The organism is Thiomicrolovo sp. ZZH C-3 (assembly GCF_054862725.1).
The window spans coordinates 61,364-81,746 of record NZ_JBTKXX010000003.1 but is presented as its reverse complement, the minus strand read 5'-3'; the positions used below and the strand labels follow the sequence as shown (position 1 = coordinate 81,746).

21 protein-coding genes are annotated in these 20,383 nt (G+C 59.9%); 4 read left to right on the top strand and 17 right to left on the bottom strand.

Annotated features, from left to right (window positions below; genetic code table 11):
- Positions 1 to 57 precede the first annotated feature (57 nt).
- The 7 genes from ACXWTF_RS10300 to trpA all read right to left on the bottom strand — a co-directional run bounded on the left by ACXWTF_RS10300 (position 58) and on the right by trpA (position 9,096).
- Positions 58 to 1,314, bottom strand: a complete 1,257-nt coding sequence (locus ACXWTF_RS10300; protein ID WP_461714905.1) for an ATP-dependent DNA helicase — start codon at positions 1,312 to 1,314, stop codon at positions 58 to 60.
- Positions 1,315 to 1,343: 29 nt separating this feature from the next.
- The gene (locus tag ACXWTF_RS10295) at positions 1,344 to 3,521 is read right to left on the bottom strand and encodes a polyribonucleotide nucleotidyltransferase (protein ID WP_461714904.1); all 2,178 of its coding nucleotides are present in this window, start codon (positions 3,519 to 3,521) and stop codon (positions 1,344 to 1,346) included.
- Positions 3,522 to 4,160, bottom strand: coding sequence for a phosphoribosyltransferase (locus tag ACXWTF_RS10290; RefSeq protein WP_461714903.1), 639 nt, complete (start codon positions 4,158 to 4,160; stop codon positions 3,522 to 3,524).
- Complete coding sequence (locus ACXWTF_RS10285; RefSeq protein WP_461714902.1) at positions 4,160 to 6,319, bottom strand: LPS-assembly protein LptD; 2,160 nt, start codon at positions 6,317 to 6,319, stop codon at positions 4,160 to 4,162. The genes ACXWTF_RS10290 and ACXWTF_RS10285 overlap by 1 nt, the downstream gene beginning before the upstream one ends.
- On the bottom strand, positions 6,312 to 6,761 hold the full coding sequence (locus ACXWTF_RS10280; RefSeq protein WP_461714901.1) for an RDD family protein: 450 nt from the start codon (positions 6,759 to 6,761) through the stop codon (positions 6,312 to 6,314). Before ACXWTF_RS10280 ends, ACXWTF_RS10285 begins: the two co-directional genes overlap by 8 nt.
- A 3-nt stretch (positions 6,762 to 6,764) precedes the next feature.
- On the bottom strand, positions 6,765 to 8,030 hold the full coding sequence (gene purD / locus ACXWTF_RS10275; RefSeq protein WP_461714900.1) for a phosphoribosylamine--glycine ligase: 1,266 nt from the start codon (positions 8,028 to 8,030) through the stop codon (positions 6,765 to 6,767).
- 322 nt (positions 8,031 to 8,352) lie between these two features.
- Positions 8,353 to 9,096, bottom strand: coding sequence for a tryptophan synthase subunit alpha (gene trpA / locus ACXWTF_RS10270; protein WP_461714899.1), 744 nt, complete (start codon positions 9,094 to 9,096; stop codon positions 8,353 to 8,355).
- Between the two features lie 174 nt (positions 9,097 to 9,270).
- Between trpA and panB the strand changes: the two genes are divergently transcribed.
- From panB to ACXWTF_RS10250, 4 genes are read left to right on the top strand one after another with little or no spacing between them, the layout of a single operon-like run.
- On the top strand, positions 9,271 to 10,062 hold the full coding sequence (gene panB, locus ACXWTF_RS10265; RefSeq protein ID WP_461714898.1) for a 3-methyl-2-oxobutanoate hydroxymethyltransferase: 792 nt from the start codon (positions 9,271 to 9,273) through the stop codon (positions 10,060 to 10,062).
- A gap of 11 nt (positions 10,063 to 10,073) precedes the next feature.
- A complete protein-coding gene (locus ACXWTF_RS10260) occupies positions 10,074 to 10,265 on the top strand; it encodes a hypothetical protein (RefSeq protein ID WP_461714897.1) in 192 nt (63 codons plus the stop codon).
- Between the two features lie 2 nt (positions 10,266 to 10,267).
- Positions 10,268 to 11,278, top strand: a complete 1,011-nt coding sequence (ruvB, locus tag ACXWTF_RS10255) for a Holliday junction branch migration DNA helicase RuvB (RefSeq protein WP_461714896.1) — start codon at positions 10,268 to 10,270, stop codon at positions 11,276 to 11,278.
- Between the two features lie 9 nt (positions 11,279 to 11,287).
- Positions 11,288 to 12,340: an AI-2E family transporter gene (locus ACXWTF_RS10250; protein WP_461714895.1), complete on the top strand. Its 1,053-nt coding sequence runs from the start codon at positions 11,288 to 11,290 to the stop codon at positions 12,338 to 12,340.
- A gap of 197 nt (positions 12,341 to 12,537) precedes the next feature.
- On the opposite strand, the gene ACXWTF_RS10245 is transcribed toward ACXWTF_RS10250, so the two are convergent.
- The 10 genes from ACXWTF_RS10245 to ACXWTF_RS10200 all read right to left on the bottom strand — a co-directional run bounded on the left by ACXWTF_RS10245 (position 12,538) and on the right by ACXWTF_RS10200 (position 20,378).
- Positions 12,538 to 13,218 carry a dUTP diphosphatase gene (locus tag ACXWTF_RS10245; RefSeq protein WP_461714894.1) on the bottom strand — a complete coding sequence of 227 codons (681 nt, stop codon included), beginning with the start codon at positions 13,216 to 13,218 and terminating at the stop codon, positions 12,538 to 12,540.
- Positions 13,219 to 13,313: 95 nt separating this feature from the next.
- Positions 13,314 to 13,754 (bottom strand): pyridoxamine 5'-phosphate oxidase family protein, encoded by a 441-nt coding sequence (locus tag ACXWTF_RS10240; protein WP_461714893.1) that lies wholly within the window; start codon positions 13,752 to 13,754, stop codon positions 13,314 to 13,316.
- Positions 13,755 to 13,818: 64 nt separating this feature from the next.
- Positions 13,819 to 14,043, bottom strand: coding sequence for a hypothetical protein (locus ACXWTF_RS10235; RefSeq protein WP_461714892.1), 225 nt, complete (start codon positions 14,041 to 14,043; stop codon positions 13,819 to 13,821).
- 93 nt (positions 14,044 to 14,136) lie between these two features.
- The gene (locus ACXWTF_RS10230; protein ID WP_461714891.1) at positions 14,137 to 14,862 is read right to left on the bottom strand and encodes an SIR2 family NAD-dependent protein deacylase; all 726 of its coding nucleotides are present in this window, start codon (positions 14,860 to 14,862) and stop codon (positions 14,137 to 14,139) included.
- 97 nt (positions 14,863 to 14,959) lie between these two features.
- Complete coding sequence (locus tag ACXWTF_RS10225) at positions 14,960 to 15,616, bottom strand: hypothetical protein (protein ID WP_461714890.1); 657 nt, start codon at positions 15,614 to 15,616, stop codon at positions 14,960 to 14,962.
- 152 nt (positions 15,617 to 15,768) lie between these two features.
- Positions 15,769 to 16,941, bottom strand: coding sequence for a PatB family C-S lyase (locus ACXWTF_RS10220; protein ID WP_461714889.1), 1,173 nt, complete (start codon positions 16,939 to 16,941; stop codon positions 15,769 to 15,771).
- A complete protein-coding gene (locus tag ACXWTF_RS10215) occupies positions 16,928 to 17,563 on the bottom strand; it encodes an ABC-type transport auxiliary lipoprotein family protein (protein ID WP_461714888.1) in 636 nt (211 codons plus the stop codon). The genes ACXWTF_RS10220 and ACXWTF_RS10215 overlap by 14 nt, the downstream gene beginning before the upstream one ends.
- Entirely contained in the window at positions 17,560 to 18,525 is a 966-nt protein-coding gene (locus ACXWTF_RS10210; RefSeq protein WP_461714887.1) for an MlaD family protein, read from the bottom strand. Before ACXWTF_RS10210 ends, ACXWTF_RS10215 begins: the two co-directional genes overlap by 4 nt.
- Positions 18,522 to 19,262: an ABC transporter ATP-binding protein gene (locus ACXWTF_RS10205; RefSeq protein ID WP_461714886.1), complete on the bottom strand. Its 741-nt coding sequence runs from the start codon at positions 19,260 to 19,262 to the stop codon at positions 18,522 to 18,524. Before ACXWTF_RS10205 ends, ACXWTF_RS10210 begins: the two co-directional genes overlap by 4 nt.
- Positions 19,263 to 20,378, bottom strand: coding sequence for an MlaE family lipid ABC transporter permease subunit (locus ACXWTF_RS10200; protein WP_461714885.1), 1,116 nt, complete (start codon positions 20,376 to 20,378; stop codon positions 19,263 to 19,265).
- Positions 20,379 to 20,383 lie beyond the last annotated feature (5 nt).

The following is a 20,383-nucleotide window of genomic DNA, read 5'->3' as shown; positions in this document are numbered from 1 at the left end:
AGCTGTTAAAATTCAACTGCATCATATAATAATAAATAATAGTTTATTTTGCAAAAATCAGGCGGGGACGAATGCCAGGGCCTTGGGGTGTACAAAGGCCAGGTTTGCCCAGTTGACACGGGGCTGTTTCAGGATCAGGCTGTGGGGCGACACCGCCCGCGAAAGGGCGACATAGAACTGTGACGGGGCGAAGATCTCCGTCGTATCGATCACCAGGTCGCTGATGCTCATCCCCTGGGATTTGTGAATGGTGATGGCGAATGCAAGCACGATGGGGAACTGGTAGAGCGTAAACTGCGGGACCTCTACCATCTGTTTCTCCTTCTCGACCGTACGCTCCTCCCAGCGGCTCTTCTCCGTGCCGACACGTTCGAGTTTGACGACCATGCCGTCCTCTTTGCGGACATGGACGCTGTCCTGTTCGAGGCGTACGACGATCCCCCGCTGTCCGTTCACGTAGTTCCAGCTGTTGCGGGTGAAGAGCACCGGCACGCCCACCTTCAGCTCGAGTACTTCCGGGATACGGGCATCCGCCATAAAACGCTCCACCTCCCGCGGCTGCGTTTTAGCATCATGGTAGACACTCTGGGTCTCAAAGGCGTAGAGGTCCCCCTCGACCGCATCGAGCTGCTCGCGGTTGTGTCCGAAGGCCGAACGGTTCGTCCCGTAAAGGAAGGTATAGCTTGAGAGGTCATCACCTGTCGGCTTGATCAGCTCATGCAGATAGCGGTGCTCCTCCTCCGTGACCCTGGCATGCCGCACGGCGTTCAGGATGCCGTTGAATTGGCTGTCCTCGCTGCGCCAGTTATGCGTCAGCGTCAGCGTCTCAAAAGCGAACTGCTCCCAGCTGGAAGACTCGAAAGCAAATCGGATCGCCCCCTTCGTCACCGGCGGAAGCTGCAGAAAATCCCCCACCGCAAGTAGCACGCCCTCAAAACCGCACTGCAGCAGGCGCAACCGGACCATGTCGAGTACCTCGGCGCTCACCATCGAGATCTCGTCGATGACAATGAGGTCCATGGCGCGCACCAGCTTGACGATCTTCTTTTTGGGGATGAGCTTCCCCCGGCGTTCCAGGTCTGTTTCGCTGTCGGCAATGCCCAGGTCAAAAAAACTGTGCAGGGTCTGTCCGCCGATCAGGGCCGCCGCCATCCCCGTCGATGCGAGCTTGGCGACCTTTTTCCCTTCGGCGCCGTAGGCGGCGATGATCTGGCGGGTCAGGGTCGTTTTGCCGGTACCGGCCCCGCCGGTGAGAAAGAGGTTCTGTCCGGATTGAAGCGTATCCAGCAGTGCTGAGAGTGGGGTATTTTCCATACGTTCGGGCTGCGCAGCCCTGCGGGTGTCTAGAGGGCCGGTGCGCGGCCGAGGCTGATCTTGGTCCCTTTGAACTCGAGGATCTCGACGTCAATGTCATCCCCTTCGCTCAGGACATCGGAAACGTTACGCACATGCGAATCAGAGATCTTGGAGATGTGCAGCAGACCGTCCACGCCGCCGGGCAGTTCGATGAAGGCGCCGAAATCGACGATCTTTTTGACCCGTCCCTTGACGATGTCGCCGACATGGTATTCTGGTTTTTCCATCTTCGGTACAGAGACGATCTGCTCGATATGCTCGCGCGCGCCTTTGACCCCATCACGGTTCTTGCCCGTCACCTTCACGTTCCCGGCTTTCTTATCGATGTCGATCGCGACCTCGAACTTCTCGATGATCTCTCTGATCGTCTTGCCCGCCTGGCCGATAACATCGGCGACACGGTCGGGATCGATACTGAAGAAATCGCTGCCGGGCAGCTCGTCGCTCAGTTCGATCTTGTGCTCGGCATCGGCCATGATATCAATGATGTGGGCCCGCCCCGCTTTCGCCTGATAAAGCGCGGTTTTGAGCAGCTCCAGGGAGATGCCGCCGAGCTTGATGTCCATCTGTAGCGCCGTGATCCCCTCTTTGGAACCCGCGACCTTGAAGTCCATGTCCCCGTCGTGGTCCTCAAGACCGGTAATATCGGTCAGGACCATGTTCAGGTCCCCTTCGCTGACCAGTCCCATCGCCACGCCGGCGATCGGGTCGGTCGTCTCAAGGTCTGCCGCTTTGAGCGCCATGTAACCGCCGCAGACGGTCGCCATGGAGGAGGAACCGTTGGATTCGAGGATCTCGGAGACGAGACGGACCGTCTGTCCCGGGGCCTCCAGGACCGGTTCGAGGGCCCGTTTGGCGAGGTTGCCGTGTCCCAGTTCCCGGCGGCGCGGCGGCTGGACCGGCGATGCCTCCCCGACGCTGAAGCCCGGGAAATTGTAATGGACCATAAAGCTCTCGTACTGCGCCGAGCTGTCGGTAAGCTCTTCATACATCTGGGCATCTTTGTTGCCGCCGATGGTCAGGGTCACCAGTGCCTGGGTCTGCCCCCGGGTAAAGAGGCAGGAGGAGTGGACGGAAGGCAGGACATTGGTCAGAATGCTGATCGGACGCACCTCATTGAGTTTGCGGCCGTCGGCGCGGGTCTGCGTCTGCAGGATCTGCGCGCGGACCGTTTCGCGCTTGACCGCTTCGATCGCTTTTTTGAGGGCGTGCTCGTCAAACTCCGGTTCCGCATCGAGGATCTTTTTGCGCAGGTTGCGCAGGGCCGTCGAGCGTTCGGTGCGCGCCATTTGAGCGATCGCCGCGGCGATGTCGTCGCTGTGGTGTTCCTTGACGTACGCCATCAGGTGCTCCTCCGGCTCCGCGGCGATGCAGGTCAGTTTGAACGTCTCTTTTTTGAACGGAGCAAAGGCTTTGGCATAGGAAACGTTCGCCGTCGCCAGCAACTGCTGGGCTTCGGAAAGCAGGACGATAAAATCATCCTCGCCCATCGCGTTGCTGCGGTAGCGGGCGATCGTCTCAGCGGCGAGTGCCGGATCGACCAGCGGATCGACCATCATCGTATCGAGCAGCTCCGTCTCCACCGAACCCTGGACCCGCATCTCGATCATCAGCAGATCGGACTCCGTTCCCGCGAGGAAGAGGTCCAGTGTGCTGTTTTTGAGCTGCGGCAGGGTCGGGTTGAAGACGACTTCACCGTCGATCTTCGCCACGCGGACGGCGCTGACGGGGATGTCGATGTCGATGTCGGAGACGTACAGGGCCGCGGAGGCCGCGTTGAGGCCGAGCACCTGGAGGTCGGCATCTTCATCCGCGCTGAGGACCATCACGGTGATCTGGACGGGGTTGGCAAATCCTTTGGGGAAGAGCGGACGCAGGGAGCGGTCGATAATGCGCGAGGTCAGTGTCTCAAAGTCGCTCGGTTTCGCCTCACGTTTGATAAAACCGCCGGGGATCTTGCCCGCGGCGTACGCCTTTTCGATGTACTGCACCGTCAGCGGCAGGAAGCCCTCTTCGACGAATTCGGTCTCGTCGATGACGACTGTGGCCAGGATAACCGTGTTGCCGGCCTTGAGCCATGCGCTTCCGTTTGCCTGACGGGCCACGCTTGTAAGCGCATACTCTTCCGTTCTGTTCTCGACGGCTACCAGTACATCATAATCCATTTAGTCCCCTAGTATCTTGATAATCATTTCATCCGAAACATCTTCTAATTGTGAATAATAACATGATGTTTCTATATAATCCTCCAGCACGTGCGGGCAGAAGAGTGCGTCGCAGAGCGGTTCAACGGCCGCGTAGACCTCTTTGGGCAGTACCGGCGCGCAGGCGAACAGGGCATCGGGCGAGCGCGAAAGCACCGTTTTGATCGCGCACATCAGCTTCAGACCGCTCTCTGCGCCTTGGTCGACGAGCAGCACTTTCTTGCCGCGCAGGGTCGTGAGCGGGCGCCCTTTGCGGTAGTGGTAGATCCGGGAGAGGATCTTCTCTTCATGCTTGCGGTGCGCCTCGCCGTAGACGTAGTCGTACTGGATACCGAAGGCCTTCACGAGGTCGTCGTTGATCACGATCTCCTCCGTCTCACTCACCCTCCCCAGTTCACACTCCGGATTCTGGGGGGCCATGATCGACTCGCCCAGCAGCCAGTCGACCTTGAGTTTCATCCGACCGTTGAGCTCCTGGCACAGTGCGACGCCCCCTTCGGAAAGCGCGATCAGGACCCACGACTCCCGTTGCATCTGCGCCAGCGGCAGCAGCTCTTTGAGTGCCGCAACGGCCGCTTTTCTATCTTCAAACAGTCTCATTACGAACCATCCAATACATCGCTGAGTTTATAGTTAACCTCGGTCCCGCCGATCGGACGGAGCTCCACGGTAAAATAGACATACTTCTCCAGCACCGCATCGGTCTGGGCGTTGGTCAGGATCGGGCGGTTATTCTCGACGTATCGCATCCCGAACTTCCAGCAGCGTTTCGTATAATCGAACCCGATCTCGGAGAGCTTCTTCACATTGGCCTCCAGGTCATAGGCGTAGCGTCCGAAATAGCGGTAATGGTCATTATAGCGGTATGCGGCATCGAAGGTCAGGTAATTGACCCGGTTGGTGCCGTTGACGTCAGGCTGGTCCTCGTAAAGGTCCGTGGCGCCGACATTGAGCGCACCGTCGTCGTAGCGGATCCCGTTGAGCGTCTTCGAGACCCGGTGGTAGTCGTAGTTGTAGAAAACGTCCGAATAGAGCGAAACCTCCGGTGTCACCTGCCAGTCCAGTTCGTTTTCCAGCTCGCTGAGCTGATCCTGGTATCGGTCGAAAGAGAAGCGCTGCGAGAGGCGGTGGTAGAGCACCTGTTCGCCCACGTCATTGACAAAGAACTGGCTGAATTTCAGATCAAGCGCCTCTTCGATCTCGTTGACGGCATAAAAGTCGCACTCGGGGTAGAGCGCCGCATCGCTCCCGGTGCAGAGCGACTGCTGGGTCTCGTAATAGCCCGTCGCATCGTCAACACCGGCTTTGGTATAGGTGAGGTCCAGCCCTGCGGTGTGGCTGAACCCGTCGAACGCCTTTGTCACCTGCGTTCCCGCATCAAAGACATGGTAGATGCGTCCGAAAAGCCCCGTCTCGTACATGCCGCCCGTCGGGATCGCCGAGACGCTCGTCGGCTCGTTCCCGAAGGTGATGTATTTTCCGTTGAGGCGTGCGCTGTAAGAGAGCAGCAGATAATCTTCCAGCGCGGAGGTCTGCAGCGTCACGGGCAGATCGACCTCCCCTTCGACCGCCCGTTTCCCCGTTTCACGGAAAATGTTGTTGCCGCGGAGGTTGAAGGTATAGTAGACATGTTCGTCGAGGAAGGTGTTGATATAGCGGTGATAACGCAGGATCGGCAGGTTCTGCGGCGTATCGGCATTGCTCTGCTTGTTCAGGTCGAGATAGTAGCGGAGGTTCATGCCGTAGTAGGCATCCTCCTCATTATAGAAGAGGTTGACCCGGGAGAGCACCTGGTTGGAGGTGGCGTAGTTGACCGTATCGTTGGACGAAAGGTTGATGTAGTCGATATCGTTCATCCAGCTGATATCGGCGTAGAGCCCAGACTGTCCGGGGAGATCCACCCCCAGCCAGCGCTGCAGCACCGCCGTATTGGTGTAGAAAAAGTCGAAACCGTAGTGGTTCGAATTGGCCAGGTCGTAGGTATCGACGTAGGAGGATTTTTCCTGGAAGTATCCCGCATTGATCGAACCTTCAGAGACGTTCGAATCGACAAAACGGAATTTCCCGTAAAGCCCCTCGCCCCGTTCTGTGCGCAGCTGCGGCCGCAGTTCGACGTCCCAGGAGGGATCGATCGCGATGTAGACGGGCTGTTCGACGAAGAAACCTTCCGTACTGGAGACACCGAAGGAGGGGACCAGCAGACCGCTGCGGCGGCGGTTGTCGAGGGAGTAGCCGAAATAGGGGAAATAGAAAACGGGAATGCCGTAGATCTTGAGATAGGCGTTATAGACGTTCATCCAGCGCGAGTCGCTGTCGAAATCGGCGCTGGAGAAGTACAGCACCCAGAACGGATCGTTGGGGTCACACCCCGAGACCATCCCCTTTTCCACCGTAAAGTCCTTGTCCTCCGCGCCCGAGCGCGAGGAGCTCATCCAGACGTTCGTATGGCGGTCGAGCATGAAAAAGGGTGAGAACTCCCGGCTTTTATTGGCGACATCGAGCTTGGCGTAATCCCCCATCGCGAAATACTCCGACCCCTGCATGGCGACAATGTTGCCGAAGAGCTCCAGCGTACTGCTGTTGCGGTCGAAGTAGGCCTCATTGGCGCTGAGATAATACTCTTTATAAAGCACGAGGACGTCGCCGCTCGCATGGACGACGCTGAGGTTCGAATCAAGACGGGTCGCGAAGAACTCGATCCGGTTTTCCGCCCGCAGCGCGGTCAGAAAAAGTGCAAGAAGAAGGAAGAACCTAAGCATCGACGACTACGGTGCGCGCGGTGCGGTCGTGCCACGCCTGGTTGTTGGGATCGAACATCGCCCAGATGAACCCGAGATAGAAGATGATTTCGCTCAGAATGCGGAAGACGGCGCGGTTGAATGCCGGCAGCCAGCCCGGGATCCCCCCGTCCTCAATCGCCGCGACACGGATGCGCATCGCCATCTTCCCCAGCGACGCACCGTAGAGGGCGACGAAGAGCGTCTGGTAGAAGACCTTCATCCCCAGGTACTCCAGGGCATAGGCGTTGGTGATGAACAAGAAGGTCTCCATGTCCTCCGCCTTGGAGATAGGCCCCCAGAGCATGATCGTAAAAAGCAGGCTCAGCAGGAGCTCGTCGATCAGGAACGCCACGGCGCGCTTCGGGATGGAAGCGAGTTGCAGTTCATGCCGATCCAGCAGCGTTTCGATCGTCTCGTTCACGGGTTAGAGGGCCTGGTAAGCGATGTCGGTCCGCAGTTTTTTCCCGGCGAAGTGCACCTGGCCGCAGAGCAGGTAGGCGCGGTCGCGGGCTTCGCGGATGCTCGCTCCCGTCCCGACGCAGACAAGGACCCGTCCACCCGTCGCGAAGAGCTTGCCGTCTTCCTCGCTGACGCCGGCATAGGCGATATGCGAATGTTCGGCCAGTTCGGTATGGACGATCTCGTCGACGACGATCTCCGCCGGTTCGCTGCTGCTGTAGGGGTAGTCGCGGCTCGCCATGACGACGCCGACCGCGTATTCATCCTTGAACTGAACGTCAAGCGTATCGAGCTGCTTCGTCGCGGCTTTGTAGAAGAGTTCGCTCGCCGGGGAGCTGAGCAGCGGCATCAGGATCTCGCACTCGGGGTCGCCGAAACGGACATTGAACTCCAGGGTGATCGGTTCGCCGTTCACGATCATCAGGCCGATGAAGAGAACCCCCTCGAAGGGTGCGCCCTCCGCCTGCATCCCGTCGAGCGTCGGGCGGACGATGCGCTCTTTGACCTTCTCGTAGATGTCGTCGTTGACAAGCGGCGTCGGCGCGTAGGCCCCCATGCCGCCCGTGTTCGGTCCCTGGTCGCCGTCAAGAAGACGCTTGTGATCCTGCGCCGCCTGCAGCAGGATAAAATCTTCCCCGTCGCAGATGGCGAACATGGAGAGTTCGTAGCCGTCGAGGAACTCCTCGATGACGACCTTTTTGCCCGCGTCGCCGAAGGAGTGTCCGCTGAGCATCTCGGAAGCCGCTTTTTTCGCTTCATCGTGGGTCGCGGCGATGATAACGCCTTTGCCCGCGCAGAGCCCGTCGGCTTTGACAACGACCGGCGTCGGCAGGGTCTCGATGAACTTGAAGGCCGTATCGATATGGTCCGTTTCGATGTAGCGGGCCGTCGGGATGCCGTACTTGGCGAGGAAGTTCTTCATGTAGACCTTGGAGCCCTCGAGCTGAGCCGCCGCCTTGGAGGGGCCGAAGATCGTCAGCCCCTTCGCCTTGAAGATGTCGACGACCCCTTCGGTCAGGGGCGCTTCCGGCCCGACGATGGTAAGGTCGATATTGTTGGCGATCGCGAAATCCGCCAGCGCGTCGTACTCCTTGATTGAGACGTTTTCGCCCAGCATCGGCGTCGCCCCGTTGCCCGGTGCGAAATAGAGTTTCTCTACCGCTTCATCCTGTGCCAGTACACGCCCGATCGCATATTCGCGCCCGCCGCTGCCGATAACCATTACATTCATTCTTTTGCCGATCCTTCTTGCTGTTTTCATTCAAAAAGACGGCATCTTCTTGAATGAAAGCGGCATCTAAACCCGGGCGGCCGTTCCGCAAGATAGCTTTGGTTCTCAAAGCCAAAATAATACGGACTGAGGGCTTCCTCAGGCGGCAGTCTCTCAGGCTTGCGCCTTCAAGCGAGATCACCGGCACACAGAAGCGGCTACACCGTCCATAAAGTAGATATGTAGAACCCCCTGAAATGCGAGAGCTCGTACCGCTCAGGCTTAGAAGACAATTATAGCCGATACGCCATAAAGAGGGGCTAAAAAACGGGAGCGTTTCGCCCTACTCGTTGATGCGTTCTTTGATCGTTTTGGCGATGCGGCTGCAGTGGTTGATCTTTTCGGACAGCGAGAGGTCTTCGCGCAACAGCACGTTGATGAACGCCGAACCGACGATAACACCGTCGACCCCCTCCGCTTTCGCTTTGGCCGTCTCTTCATTCACACCGAAACCGACGTAAACAGGCGTCTGCGTGTGGCGGCGGATCGAAGCGACGACCTCACCGAGATCTTCGCTTTTGCCCGCCCCGGTAATCCCGGCGTAGGCCACAAGGTAGATGAACTTCTGCGCAGTACCGGCGACGGTCTGCACCCGGGCATCCGTATCCGTCGGTGCGACGAAGGCGATGTTGCTGATGCGGTGCCGGGCAAAAGCGTCGGCATAGAGGGCCGCCTCTTCATGCGGCAGGTCCGGGACGATCAGGCCGCTGACGCCGAGGTCATTCGCTTCGCGCAGGACATTCTCCATCCCGAACTGGTAAAAAGGGTTGAAGTAGCCCATCCAGAGGGTGTCGACGCGGGGTGCAACGGCACGGGAGACGTCCAGGACGTCTTTGAAGCGGAACCCGTTCTCCAGGGCGACGTAATTCGCCGCCTCGATCACCGGACCGTCGGCGACGGGATCGGAGAAAGGGATCCCCAGCTCGAGCGAATCGACACCGTTCTCCCCCATCGAGAGCGCCAGGTCGATCGTAAAATCTTTGTCGGGATAGCCCGTCGTAATGTAGCCCACCAGTTGTTTTTCCACCGATTACCCTTCTGCCGCATCGCCCGTACCCGGGCATTCCCGCCCGCTGCAACGGGACGGCGGCCTGCCATATTTATCCGCAATTGTAGCATTTTTGGATAAAATCGCTCTCAATTGACTAGGGCGCCGGGAAGGGGTATTCCTCCTATTCCGGCCCGCCTACAGGAGCAATCTATGGCTAAAAAGCTGAGCGTCGGTGCCATCCGAAACGCCAAAGGCGGTACCCCGCTGATGATGATCACCGCGTATGACGCCCTCTTCGCACGCCTTTTCGACCCTATTGCCGATATTCTGCTGGTGGGGGATTCGCTCAATATGAGCTTTGCCGGGAAACCGGACACCCTCAGCGCCACGCTCGAACAGATGATCTACCATACCCAGGCCGTCTGCAGCGGCGCGCCGGGCACCTTCGTCATCTGCGACATGCCCTTTGGCACCTATACGACCGCCGATCGCGCCCTGGACAACGCCATCGCCGTCTACCGGCAGAGCGGGGCCGACGCCGTCAAGATCGAAGGGGGCCGGGACAAGGCCGACATCATCGCCCACCTCACGGCCAACGGCATTGCCGTCTGCGGCCATATCGGCCTGCTGCCGCAGGCAGTACGCGGCGAAGGGGGCTACAAGGTCAAGGGCAAGGATGAGGCAAATGCCCTCTCCCTGATCGAGGATGCCAAAGCCGTCGAAGCGGCCGGCGCCTTCTGCATGGTCGTCGAAGGGGTCAAGGCCGACGTCGCGACGCGGATCGCGGAAGCCGTATCGGTCCCGGTCATCGGTATCGGTGCGGGCAGCGGCGTCGACGGGCAGGTGCTCGTCTTCTCCGATATGCTCGGCCTCTACGAGCCTTTTGTGCCGAAGTTCGTCAAGCAGTATCTGCAGGGCGCCGATGCGGTCAAAGCGGCCGTCACGCAGTACAAAGAAGAGGTCGCGGCGCGCACCTTCCCGGCAGAGGAGCATACGTATTGATCCCTCAAACCGTGACTGTACTTGTCTTGGGGGTACTGGCCTCCGGCTGTTCCAATGCAATGCGCTACGACATGGCACATGACATCGCCAAACAGAACTGCCGCAATATCACCAGCCCCGATGAGCGGCGCGCCTGCGAGGCGCAGCACGACCGGCCCTATCAGGAGTACAAAGCTGCGGAACAATATCCGGTGGGACAGTAACGATGGAACGTATCGTAGAGATCGAAAAATTCAGCGCCGAGGAGACGGTCGAGACCTCTCTGCGCCCCGAGGGGTGGAAGGATTACATCGGCCAGGAGCAGATCAAGAAGAATCTCGGCGTCTTCATCGAGGCGAGTAAAAAGCGGGGCGAGGCCCTGGACCATACCCTTTTCTTCGGCCCTCCCGGCCTGGGAAAAACGACCCTGGCGCTGATCATCGCCAACGAGATGGGCAGCAGCATCAAGGTCACCGCCGCCCCGATGATCGAAAAGAGCGGCGACCTGGCCGCCATCCTCACCAACCTCGAGGAGGGTGATATCCTCTTTATCGACGAGATCCACCGCCTCTCCCCCGCCGTTGAGGAGATCCTCTACCCCAGCATGGAGGATTTCCGCCTCGACATTATCATCGGCAGCGGCCCCGCGGCGCAGACGGTCAAGATCGACCTGCCCCGCTTCACCCTGATCGGGGCGACCACAAGGGCGGGGATGCTCTCAAACCCCCTGCGCGACCGCTTCGGCATGAACTTCCGGATGAACTTCTACCACCCAGAAGAGCTCTCCCGCATCATTATGCAGGCCGCCGAGAAGCTGGGCAAGCCGATCAAGCATGACGCCGCGCTGGAGATCGCCCGCCGCTCCCGGGGAACGCCGCGGATCGCCCTGCGGCTGCTGCGCCGGGTACGTGACTTTGCCGACGTCGCCGACGAAACCACCATCGGGCACGAACGCACCGTCTACGCCCTGAACGAACTGGGCATCAACGCCCACGGCTTCGACGAGATGGACCTGCGCCTCCTGGAGCTGCTGGTCCAGGCCAAAGGGCGGGCCATGGGGCTCAGTACCATCGCCGCGGCGCTGAGCGAGGATGAGGGGACCATCGAGGATGTCCTCGAACCCTACCTGCTTGCCAACGGCTACCTGGAGCGTACGGCCAGGGGCCGCGTCGCCACGCCCAAGTGTTACGACGTGCTCCGGCTCACCCCGCCCGCCGAACAGAGCGGGCTCTTCTAGGATCGCGCCGTGAAGCCGCAGACGATCTTTGCCATCCTGCTCGCGGCGTCGCTCTACTGGATGTACCTGCTCTACAGCCCCTACCTGATGAGTATCCTGATCGCCTCGCTGCTGGCGGTCTCGACCTTTTCGTTCAAACGGCGGCTTCGGGAGTTGACCGGATCGGTCTTCGCGGCAGCGGCCCTCTCCACCCTGATGATGGCCCTGCTCTTTTTCGCCCCTCTGGGCTACTTTCTCGCCAAGATCACCATCTACCTGCAGCACTTCGACCCCGCAACCCTCGAATCGGTCATGGACTACCTGCAGGAGCTCATTGAGCGGGCGCCGGGCTTCTCCGGGCGCTCCAGGTCCCATATCTCGGACTTCATCGCTTCGTACGACCCCGCCGACCTGACCAAGAAAGCCCTCGCCTACGCCGGGACCATCGGCAGCATCAGTGCATCGTTCGTCAAGAACGCCTTTATGATTATCGTCTTTTACTTCTTCGCCCACCTCTACGGGCAGCGGCTGGCGGCCTATTTCAAACATGTCATCAACCTCCCGCCCGACGATGCCGCCCTGCTGGGCTCGGAGGTCTCTTCGGTCATGAGCATCGTCTTCTACTCCATTCTGCTCACCGCGGCCCTGGAGGGGGCGCTCTTCGGGATCGCCGTCAGTTTCATGGGGTACAACGGGCTGCTTTTCGGCATCCTCTTCGGGTTCGCCTCCCTCATCCCCGTTATCGGCGGTGCCCTGATGTGGGTCCCCTTCTCCCTGTACGAGCTCTCCCTCGGCCATATCGGCAGTGCCGTATTTATCGCCCTTTACACGATCATCGTCATCTCCGTCATTGCCGACACCTTCATCAAACCCGTCATTATCAAGAGCATCGACAGCCGCCTCTCCACGACCGAGAGCAAGCGTAACGAACTGATCATCTTCTTTGCCATCATCGCGGGGCTGACGAGCTTCGGGTTCTGGGGGATGATCCTCGGCCCCGCCATCACCGCCTTCTTCATGGCACTGCTGACGTTGATGGAGCGTAAAAACGCCATCAGCGAACGGGCGACGGATATCAGTTGAATAGCAGTCAGAGTTAGGAGTTAGGAGCAGCCTGTGACAATCCGTCCATTCTGTTAAGGCCGAAACGATCATTAGCGTGTCAGCCGGATCACCGAGGAATAGAGTATCCCGAAAGCGGCAGCTTGTAGCCCTTTCTTCTTCCCGGTTCGGCTTCTTCTTTGGGCACACAAAGAAGAAGGGGAACAAACAATTGCAAATTACGCTGCCGGGTAGACGCTTTCCAAAGCAGCATAGAGTTCCTCAGGCGTCATATCGCCCTTCTCCTCCCACAGCCGTTTCATCACGACGTTGTCCTCTTCCCCGTTCCAGATCTTCACGTAGTGCCCCTCTTTGTAGCCGTGGTCCTGACGGAACCGGTTTAGGATGTTCTTGCCGACGTAGAGGCGGTAGAGTGACGTGAGGTCGAGGTTGCTCATACGGACCAGCTCGAAGAAGTCCGCCAGCAGCTTCGTGAGGTCGGGTTTACTGTCCAGGGCGTCTTTCATCACCGACTCCACCTGTGCCATCACCAGTTTCTCGTCGGCGAACCCCTCCGCGTCGTCGTGGAGCATCTCGTAAAAGGGCATGATGGCAATAGCCTTCGCCGCATCGTCGAGCGTGCCGAGGTTACGGCGCTTGTACTCCTGCAGCACCAGGCTCATCACGAAGTGCCAGACATCGACGACCTCGATCTGAAGGTTCGCCCAGTCCGGGTCGGCGGCGATATTCTTCCAGTGCTTCCAGGCGAATGAGTCGATCATCTCCGCGCACTCCATGTAGATGCAGCGCTTCCAGTTGATCGCCTTGCCGTTCTTGGTCGTACCCGCTTCCCAGTCTGCTCCGTTCGTGGCATCGTTAAGCTGCTGTTGCAGCTGCAGCATCTGTAAAGCTCTGTTCATGGGTACGCTCCGTTTTTTGACGACATTCTACCGGGAATTGCATTCAGCCCCCCTTCTGCGGGCAAGAGGAAAAGTGAAGCGGAAGCGGAGCTTGTTCACTCCGGAGGGAGCTCATCGGGCAGTGCGGCTTCCCAAAGCAGTTTCTTGCCGAATCCCAGCCGGTTATCGGTCAGTTTCATCCAGGAGGGCTCCAGCCGCCACAGCGTCGGCCGCATCACTTTGGCATAGGGGAACCGGGCATAGTAGCAGCGCGCGTCCGCCGCATCGCCGTCGACGACCCGGCCGCGGCACTGCAGCCCCCGGATCTTGCCGACGGCATCCGTCTCCAGGGCGATCCCTGCCGCGACCGAGGGGTTGGCTTTCATCTGGGCCGTGTGTTCCGTCTCCTGCGACGAGGCGAATACTAAGCAGTTGCGCGCATCGTCATACGCGTAAAAAAGTGGCGTGGCGTAGGGAATGCCGTCACGGCTCGTGGCTAGGGTCAGGACATGGTGTTCCCGCACGAACTCGGCGATGGCGTCAAGGGCGGAGCGCATTGCGACGCCCCGGGAAGAGAGGTAATAACATAGAGGGATTATAGCGCGAAACGCGCCCGACCCCTCAGGCGCTGCGCATCAGGTTGACGTACCAGTCGTCGCGCATATAGCCACGGTCGGGGATCAAAGAGAGCTGCATCGTCCCGTCGCAGCAGTGGACCTCGCTGATCAGCTCTTCGGGAACCTCAAGCTCTTCGCAGAGGTACTCTACCGCGACTTCGTCGCAGTCGATATCGGGCCAGCCCCAACCGTTCTCCAGATGATGGATTTCAAAGGTCGTCTCTTTCATTGCTCACTCCGGATGCAAGATGGCGCAATGTTAATGGCGTTTCATCTCCTCCCTGTTACGGCAACGTCTCATTTCCATTTCATAACGCTGCCTTCACTCATGCATAAAGCGTTCCACAAGCTCCATCAGCGGTTCGGCCGCCGCCACGGCGCCCATCTGGAGAAAGTCGGAGAAGAACGTATCGATGTTCCGCTCGAACGAACCGAACATCGTCACATACTCCTCACGGCGGGGATTGACAAGCACGGAGCGGTCGAATTCCCGGGCGATGGGAACGATGTCGATCACCTGGCCGCTGGTGCCGATAGCGACGAAAAGCGCGGCATCGTTCACCGCTTCGTAGATCCGGCGGTACATCGGCGCGCTCTCGCCGAACATGACGACGTTATGGCGGACGAAGGCACTTTCGCAGCGCGGGCAGCACGCACTCTCCGTCTGCTCCGCATAACCGATATCCCAAAGATGCCCGCAGCTTTCGCACCGCAGATCCCGCAGCGTGCCGTGCAGGTGGATCACCTCCTCACACCCCGCCCGCTCCAGCAGGTCATCGACGTTCTGCGTCAGGTTCCAGACCTGCCCGGGGTAGCGCCGCTGCAGCTCGGCGATGGCCCGGTGCATCGCATTGGGCGTTTTGTCCGCCAGGTCGCGGCGGCGGGCGTTGTAAAAACGGGTCACCAGTTCCCGGTCCGCTTCCCACCCCTCGGTCGAGCAGACCTGCATCACATCGTACTCCTCCCACATCCCGTCATGGTCGCGGAAGGTCCGCAGCCCGCTCTCGGCACTGAGACCGGCACCGCTGAGGATCATCACTTTTTTCATGGCCGCTCCTTCCAGAACGCTTACGGGTGTCTCCCCATTCGCACTCCGGTCAGGATACCATGTCCGCCGTAAACAAAGCGGTGTCAGTACGCCGGATTCAGCGGCGCTGCGCCAGACGCGGCGCCATCATCTCCAGCTGCATCTTGATCTTGTAGGTCAGCGGTTTCAGACGGCTGACATCGGCATAACCGACCGCTTTATAGGCACGGTTCACTTCCTCGAAATAGGCCTTGTACGCATCGAGGTACTCCAGCAGGGGCGCTTCCATCTCCTCGTCGAGGTAGAGTTCCGAGATGGTGACGCTGACGTTGGTCCAGGCCGTATCGAACGCTTTGGCCAGCCGCGCATCGGGCTGTTTGACAAAGCGCCCCTTGACGCGGCTGAGCTCCCGCCAGCCATGCAGCAGTTCCCGCAGTCCGATGCTGCCGAGGCGTCTGTTGAATTCACCCAGGCCGTCGAGCAGCCGGCGGTAGTGCTGATGAAGATACGGTGCGCTCTTTTGCAGTTCGGCCCCGATACTGCTGACCGTCGCTTTGTAGGTGTCAAGATCCTTCAGGATAGCGCTGCGTTCCTGCTCCGGCAGCCCCAGTGAAGCCACTTCCGCCCGGATACGGGTGATCCCCTGTTCCTGGGTACTTCGCAACGTATATTCACCGCGCTTCGTAATGGCACTGGCATCGCTGGCATTTTCTTTGAACTGCTTCAGCAGCCCCATCCGCTGCGCCGCCTTTTCGTGCACATCCGTCTCAAACATCCCTGCCTTCAACCCCGTAAACATACAAACCGCCAAAAGAACAACTCTCATCATGCCTCTCACACCTCCAAAGAGGCGTGAAACAACGCCCCCGTTTTTGGCGCGAAGTGTAGACAAAAGAGATTACGGTCCCGTTACAGACCCGGCACCGGCTAGAAGCGCTCCAGCGCCCCTCCCAGCCGCTCCAATGCCGCATCCATCGTCGGCGTCGGCACGGCGAAGTTGAGGCGCATGAACCCGCTCCCCTCCCGTCCGAACGATATGCCGGGGCTCAACCCGAGGCGTGCCTCGCCGATAAAGAACTCCCGCAGGGCCTTGTCGGAATCAAACCCCATCTGCCGGCAATCCAGCCAGGCGAGATAGGTCCCTTCCGGCGGCCGGAAACCGATCGCTTCATAGCGGCCCAGCAGCGCGGCGAGCCTGTCGAGATTGCCCTGCAGGTGCACGAGCAGCGCTTCCAGCCACCCTTCCCCCTCACGGTAGGCCGCTTCGAAACCGACATGGCCGAAGACCGTCCCCTGGGCAAAATGGATCGTGTCGTAAACCGCTTTGAACTGTGCCCGCATCCCTGCATCCGTGATCGCCACGGTCGAAACGGCCAGGCCCGCGATATTGAACGTCTTGCCCGGCCCGATCGCCGTCAGTGTGATCGCGCGGACGGCGTCGCCCAGCGATATAAAAGGTGTATGGTTATGGCCCGCAAAGACCAGGTCCGAATGGATCTCGTCGGCAAAGACCCTGATGCCGTGGCGCAGGCACAGCTCCGCCAGCGCTTCGAGTTCCGTACGTTCCCAGACACGCCCGACGGGGTTGTGGGGCGAACAGAGCAGCAGGAGTTTCGTTTTCGGCGTGATCTGTTTTTCTAGCCATTCCAGATCGAAACGGTAGATGCCCTCCGCATCCTGCCGCAGCGGGTTGGAGAGCACTTTTCGGCCGCTATGGCGGACCGTACTGACGAAGGGGGGATAGATCGGGGGCTGGACGACAACCTCGTCGCCCGGCGCGGTAAAGGCGGCAATGGCCGCGGAGATGGAAGCGACCACGGAGTGCGAGTACAGGAGATCTTCCGGCTCCAGCGTCACCCCGTGGCGGCGCGCCATCCAGCCGCACTGGGCTTCAAAGGCGCTGCGGGGCATCTCCTCGTAGCCGTACACCGCGTGTTCCGCCCGCCGCAGTACGGCCTCACGGACGCAGAGCGGGGTCTCGATATCCATGTCGGCCACCCACATCGGCAGCACGTCTTCGGTGCCGAAAAGCTTTTGGCGCAGGGCGTACTTTTCGGCGTTACCGCCGCTGCGCTCCGTGACGCGGTCAAAGATCGACATCGCTGCGGTTAACCTTTTCCTGCGTCCCGCACTGCTGTGCGAGCCATGCGATCAGCGCCGTTTTGAACGCGGAGACACCCTCGTTCCACCCCTTCACCGCACTGCGTACGTCCGCCGCGCTGCTCTGCTGCCGGTAGGTGAAGCTCTTCTGCGCCAGGATGCGCCGGCTGTACTGGTCCACGAGCACCGCGTAGAGCATCAGTTCCGTTTCGCCCGCCCCCGTTTCACCGATCGTCTGCAGCATCTGTTCGATGCGCACTTCCAGCAGCCAGTCGTTCTTGGCCAGGGACTTGTAGGGCACAACCCCGTCAAACAGCGCGCTTTCAATGACGCTCTTCTCGATCATCTGCTGGATCTGCTGCACCGGGGACTGTTCCCAGCGTGCACGGGTATAGCGGTAGAAACGGTGGTCCGTCCCGGCGTAATGGATCGCCGTCCCCTCCAGCCACTGCGGGGCCTCGATCAGGGCGATGCGGATCACACGTTCATGGCACCCCTCCGCCCCGGCAACGGTGATCATCGCCCCGCCGTCGAGCCGGTAACTCTGCACCGGCGGCGCTTCGCGCGTCACGCTGCAGCCGCCGATCAACACTGCTATCAGGATTCCGATTACCCATTTCATCTTGCTTCTCCCGGTCCCACCTGCGGCGGTTGATGTTCAAAGAGCATATCCGAAGGGTTCTCACCGTAACGCAGCAGCATCTGGTTGAGCAACACCAGGCTCTGCTCCATCTGGCGCATCGTCACTTCAAACTGTGCCATCCCCGGCCCCATCGTCTCTTTGATACTGTAATCGCCGTTCTTGTTGCGCGCGTTGATCACCCGCAGCGCTTCGGCCATGGAGGCGAAACTCTCCTGCAGGGAAGCGAGCGAGACTCTGGCCTGTCCCATCGCGGCATCACCGCTTTGCAGCAGCTGCGGGAGCGCTTTCGTCCGTGCATCGAGGTTCGCCACCAGCCTTCCCAGTTTCCGCACGGTCTCGTCCAGGCGTGCAAACCGTTCCGCGGTCAACCCTTCGTCCAGTTTTTCCGCGACATTCGCGCTGTGGTGCAGCAGCCGGGTCACCTCCACCTGGTTCTGTTCGCCGATCAGCTCTTTGAGGCGCAGCAGAAGCTCCGAGATGTTATCGGATGCCGAGCCGAAAGTGCGCTCCAGCGTCACGAAGAAGGAGGGTTCGAACGGGATGGTCGGGACCGTCTCCTCCCCCTCGGGTTTGAGCAGCGGGGCCGCCTCGCTCCCGCGGCTCAGGTCCACATAGCTCAAGCCCGTAATGCCCTGGGATTTGAGCATGGCGATCGTATCGGTTTTCACCGGGGTCGTCTTCCAGACATCGATGATGACCTCGATCTTCTCGATATTTTTGGGACTGATGCGGATGGCACTGACTTTCCCGACCGTCACGCCGCGGAACTTGACCGGCGAATCGATATTCAGCCCCGATACCGACTCCCCGAAGTCGATGCGGTAGCGCTGCAGCTCATCCTGTTTTGCCGGCTGCAGCATCCAGATGACGAAAAAAGCCATCAGCGCCAGCGAGAGCAGCACAAAAATTCCGACGACCGTCTCGTTCGTCTTGGCGTTCACGACACGTCACCTCCAAAAAAAGTACGTATAAAGGGGCTCGGCACCTCTTTCACCTCCGAAAGCGTCCCTTCGGCGGCGATACGCCGCTCATCGATGATCGCCATACGGTCAAGGGTCGTCTCGATCGACGCGAGGTCGTGCGTCACCATTACTACGGTTAATTGTAGCATGTCCCGCAGCCGCATGATCAGGGCATCGAACTCCCGCGCCGACACGGGGTCGAGTCCCGAGGTGGGTTCATCCAGGAATAGCAGCGGCGGGTCCAGGGCAAGGGCCCGGGCCAGGGCCACCTTCTTTTTCATCCCCCCGCTGAGTTGGGAGGGGTAGAGCTTCCCCTCGTTGGGCGTGAGCCCGACGATGTCGAGTTTGAACGCGACGATCTCGTCGATCAGGGCCGCCGGAAGTTCCGTGTACTCCTTGAGCATCACGGCAATGTTTTCGGCGACGTTCAGCGAGGTGAAAAGGGCATTGGACTGGAACAGCACCCCCCACCGGCGCCGCAGCGCCTGGGCCGCGTCGAAGGAGAGGGAGTTCAGCGGTTCCCCGAAGAGACGGATGTTGCCGCTCTGGAGCGGCTCAAGCAGAATGATCTCACGCATCAGCGTCGATTTGCCGCAGCCGCTGGGGCCGAGAAAACCGTAGATCTCCCCGGCATTGACGTGCAGTGACACCCCGTCGTGCACCAGGCGCTCCCCAAAACGCGTCACGACGTTATCGACCTCGATCACCGCCCCCATCTAGAACCCCAGCTTTGTAAAGACGATGGAGAAGAGCGCATCGCAGATGATCACGGCGAAGATCGCCTCCACGACGCTTTTGGTCGTATTGATCCCGATACTCTCCGTATCGTTTTTGACCTGCAGGCCCCGGTAGATCCCGATGGAGGCGATCAGTACGGCAAAAAACGGCCCCTTCACCAAGCCCGCCCAGAAATGCTTCAGTGCCACCGCTTCGGTGAAACGGTCCGTGAAAAGCGTCACGGAGAGCCCCAGCTCCGTATGCGCGATCAGCATGCCGCCGAGCATACCGAAGCCGTCGGCGAAGAAAATGAGGATCGGCATCATGATAATGAGGGCGAAGAGGCGCGGCAGTACCAAAAAGGCATAGGGGTCAAACCCCATCGTCCGCATTGCATCGATCTCCTCGGTCATTTTCATGACTCCGATCTGCGCGGCGTAGGAGGAGCCGCTGCGTCCGGCAACGACAATGGCCGTCAGCATCGGGGCGAGTTCACGGAGAATGGAGATGCCCAGCGCATCAACGATGAAGATATTCGCGCCGTAGGTTTTGAGCTGCACCGCCGACTGGTAGGCGACGACGACACCGACGAGGAACATCGTCAGCGCGATGATGCCAAGGGCCTTGATGGCACTCTCCATCATCTGGTAGCCCGTCTCTTTGTAGCGGAACCCCACCCGGCGCGACAGCAGGTGCAACAGTGCCATGAACGTCCGGCCGACAAAGGCGACGATCCCCGCACCGTTGGCGACGACCTCGAGCGCGTTCCGTCCCGTCTGTGCCAGCACACCGGGGACGGGAACGGCGAAGTCGGCATCGGGGTGGCCGTAGCGCTGCGTCATCGCCATCACCCGCTCGGTATGGGCATCCGCACCCCGTATCACCACAAGGTTGTTCGCAGCTTCCAGACTGCGCTGCAGCTTCTGCAGCAGCAGCGCACCCGCCGTATCGATGCCCGTCACGGCGGAAAGGTCGAGGACGACCTCATACTCTTTCAGGCGTGCCAGCTCCCCGCTGATCGTCCCGGCAACCGCGTCAAGCGTCGTGGCATGCCACGGACCGCTGCAGTGCAGCGTTATCCCGTGTCCGCTCTTTTCGATCTGCAGCTGCGCCATTGCTC

Excerpts from the sequence above, each read along its gene's own strand:
- ACXWTF_RS10300 (WP_461714905.1), bottom strand. The coding sequence starts at position 1,314 with ATGGAAAATACCCCACTCTCAGCACTGCTGGATACGCTTCAATCCGGA.
- ACXWTF_RS10295 (WP_461714904.1), bottom strand. The coding sequence starts at position 3,521 with ATGGATTATGATGTACTGGTAGCCGTCGAGAACAGAACGGAAGAGTAT.
- ACXWTF_RS10290 (WP_461714903.1), bottom strand. The coding sequence starts at position 4,160 with ATGAGACTGTTTGAAGATAGAAAAGCGGCCGTTGCGGCACTCAAAGAG.
- ACXWTF_RS10285 (WP_461714902.1), bottom strand. The coding sequence starts at position 6,319 with ATGCTTAGGTTCTTCCTTCTTCTTGCACTTTTTCTGACCGCGCTGCGG.
- purD (WP_461714900.1), bottom strand. The coding sequence starts at position 8,030 with ATGAATGTAATGGTTATCGGCAGCGGCGGGCGCGAATATGCGATCGGG.
- panB (WP_461714898.1), top strand. The coding sequence starts at position 9,271 with ATGGCTAAAAAGCTGAGCGTCGGTGCCATCCGAAACGCCAAAGGCGGT.
- ruvB (WP_461714896.1), top strand. The coding sequence starts at position 10,268 with ATGGAACGTATCGTAGAGATCGAAAAATTCAGCGCCGAGGAGACGGTC.
- ACXWTF_RS10245 (WP_461714894.1), bottom strand. The coding sequence starts at position 13,218 with ATGAACAGAGCTTTACAGATGCTGCAGCTGCAACAGCAGCTTAACGAT.
- ACXWTF_RS10240 (WP_461714893.1), bottom strand. The coding sequence starts at position 13,754 with ATGCGCTCCGCCCTTGACGCCATCGCCGAGTTCGTGCGGGAACACCAT.
- ACXWTF_RS10235 (WP_461714892.1), bottom strand. The coding sequence starts at position 14,043 with ATGAAAGAGACGACCTTTGAAATCCATCATCTGGAGAACGGTTGGGGC.
- ACXWTF_RS10230 (WP_461714891.1), bottom strand. The coding sequence starts at position 14,862 with ATGAAAAAAGTGATGATCCTCAGCGGTGCCGGTCTCAGTGCCGAGAGC.
- ACXWTF_RS10225 (WP_461714890.1), bottom strand. The coding sequence starts at position 15,616 with ATGTTTGAGACGGATGTGCACGAAAAGGCGGCGCAGCGGATGGGGCTG.
- ACXWTF_RS10220 (WP_461714889.1), bottom strand. The coding sequence starts at position 16,941 with ATGTCGATCTTTGACCGCGTCACGGAGCGCAGCGGCGGTAACGCCGAA.
- ACXWTF_RS10215 (WP_461714888.1), bottom strand. The coding sequence starts at position 17,563 with ATGAAATGGGTAATCGGAATCCTGATAGCAGTGTTGATCGGCGGCTGC.
- ACXWTF_RS10205 (WP_461714886.1), bottom strand. The coding sequence starts at position 19,262 with ATGGGGGCGGTGATCGAGGTCGATAACGTCGTGACGCGTTTTGGGGAG.
- ACXWTF_RS10200 (WP_461714885.1), bottom strand. The coding sequence starts at position 20,378 with ATGGCGCAGCTGCAGATCGAAAAGAGCGGACACGGGATAACGCTGCAC.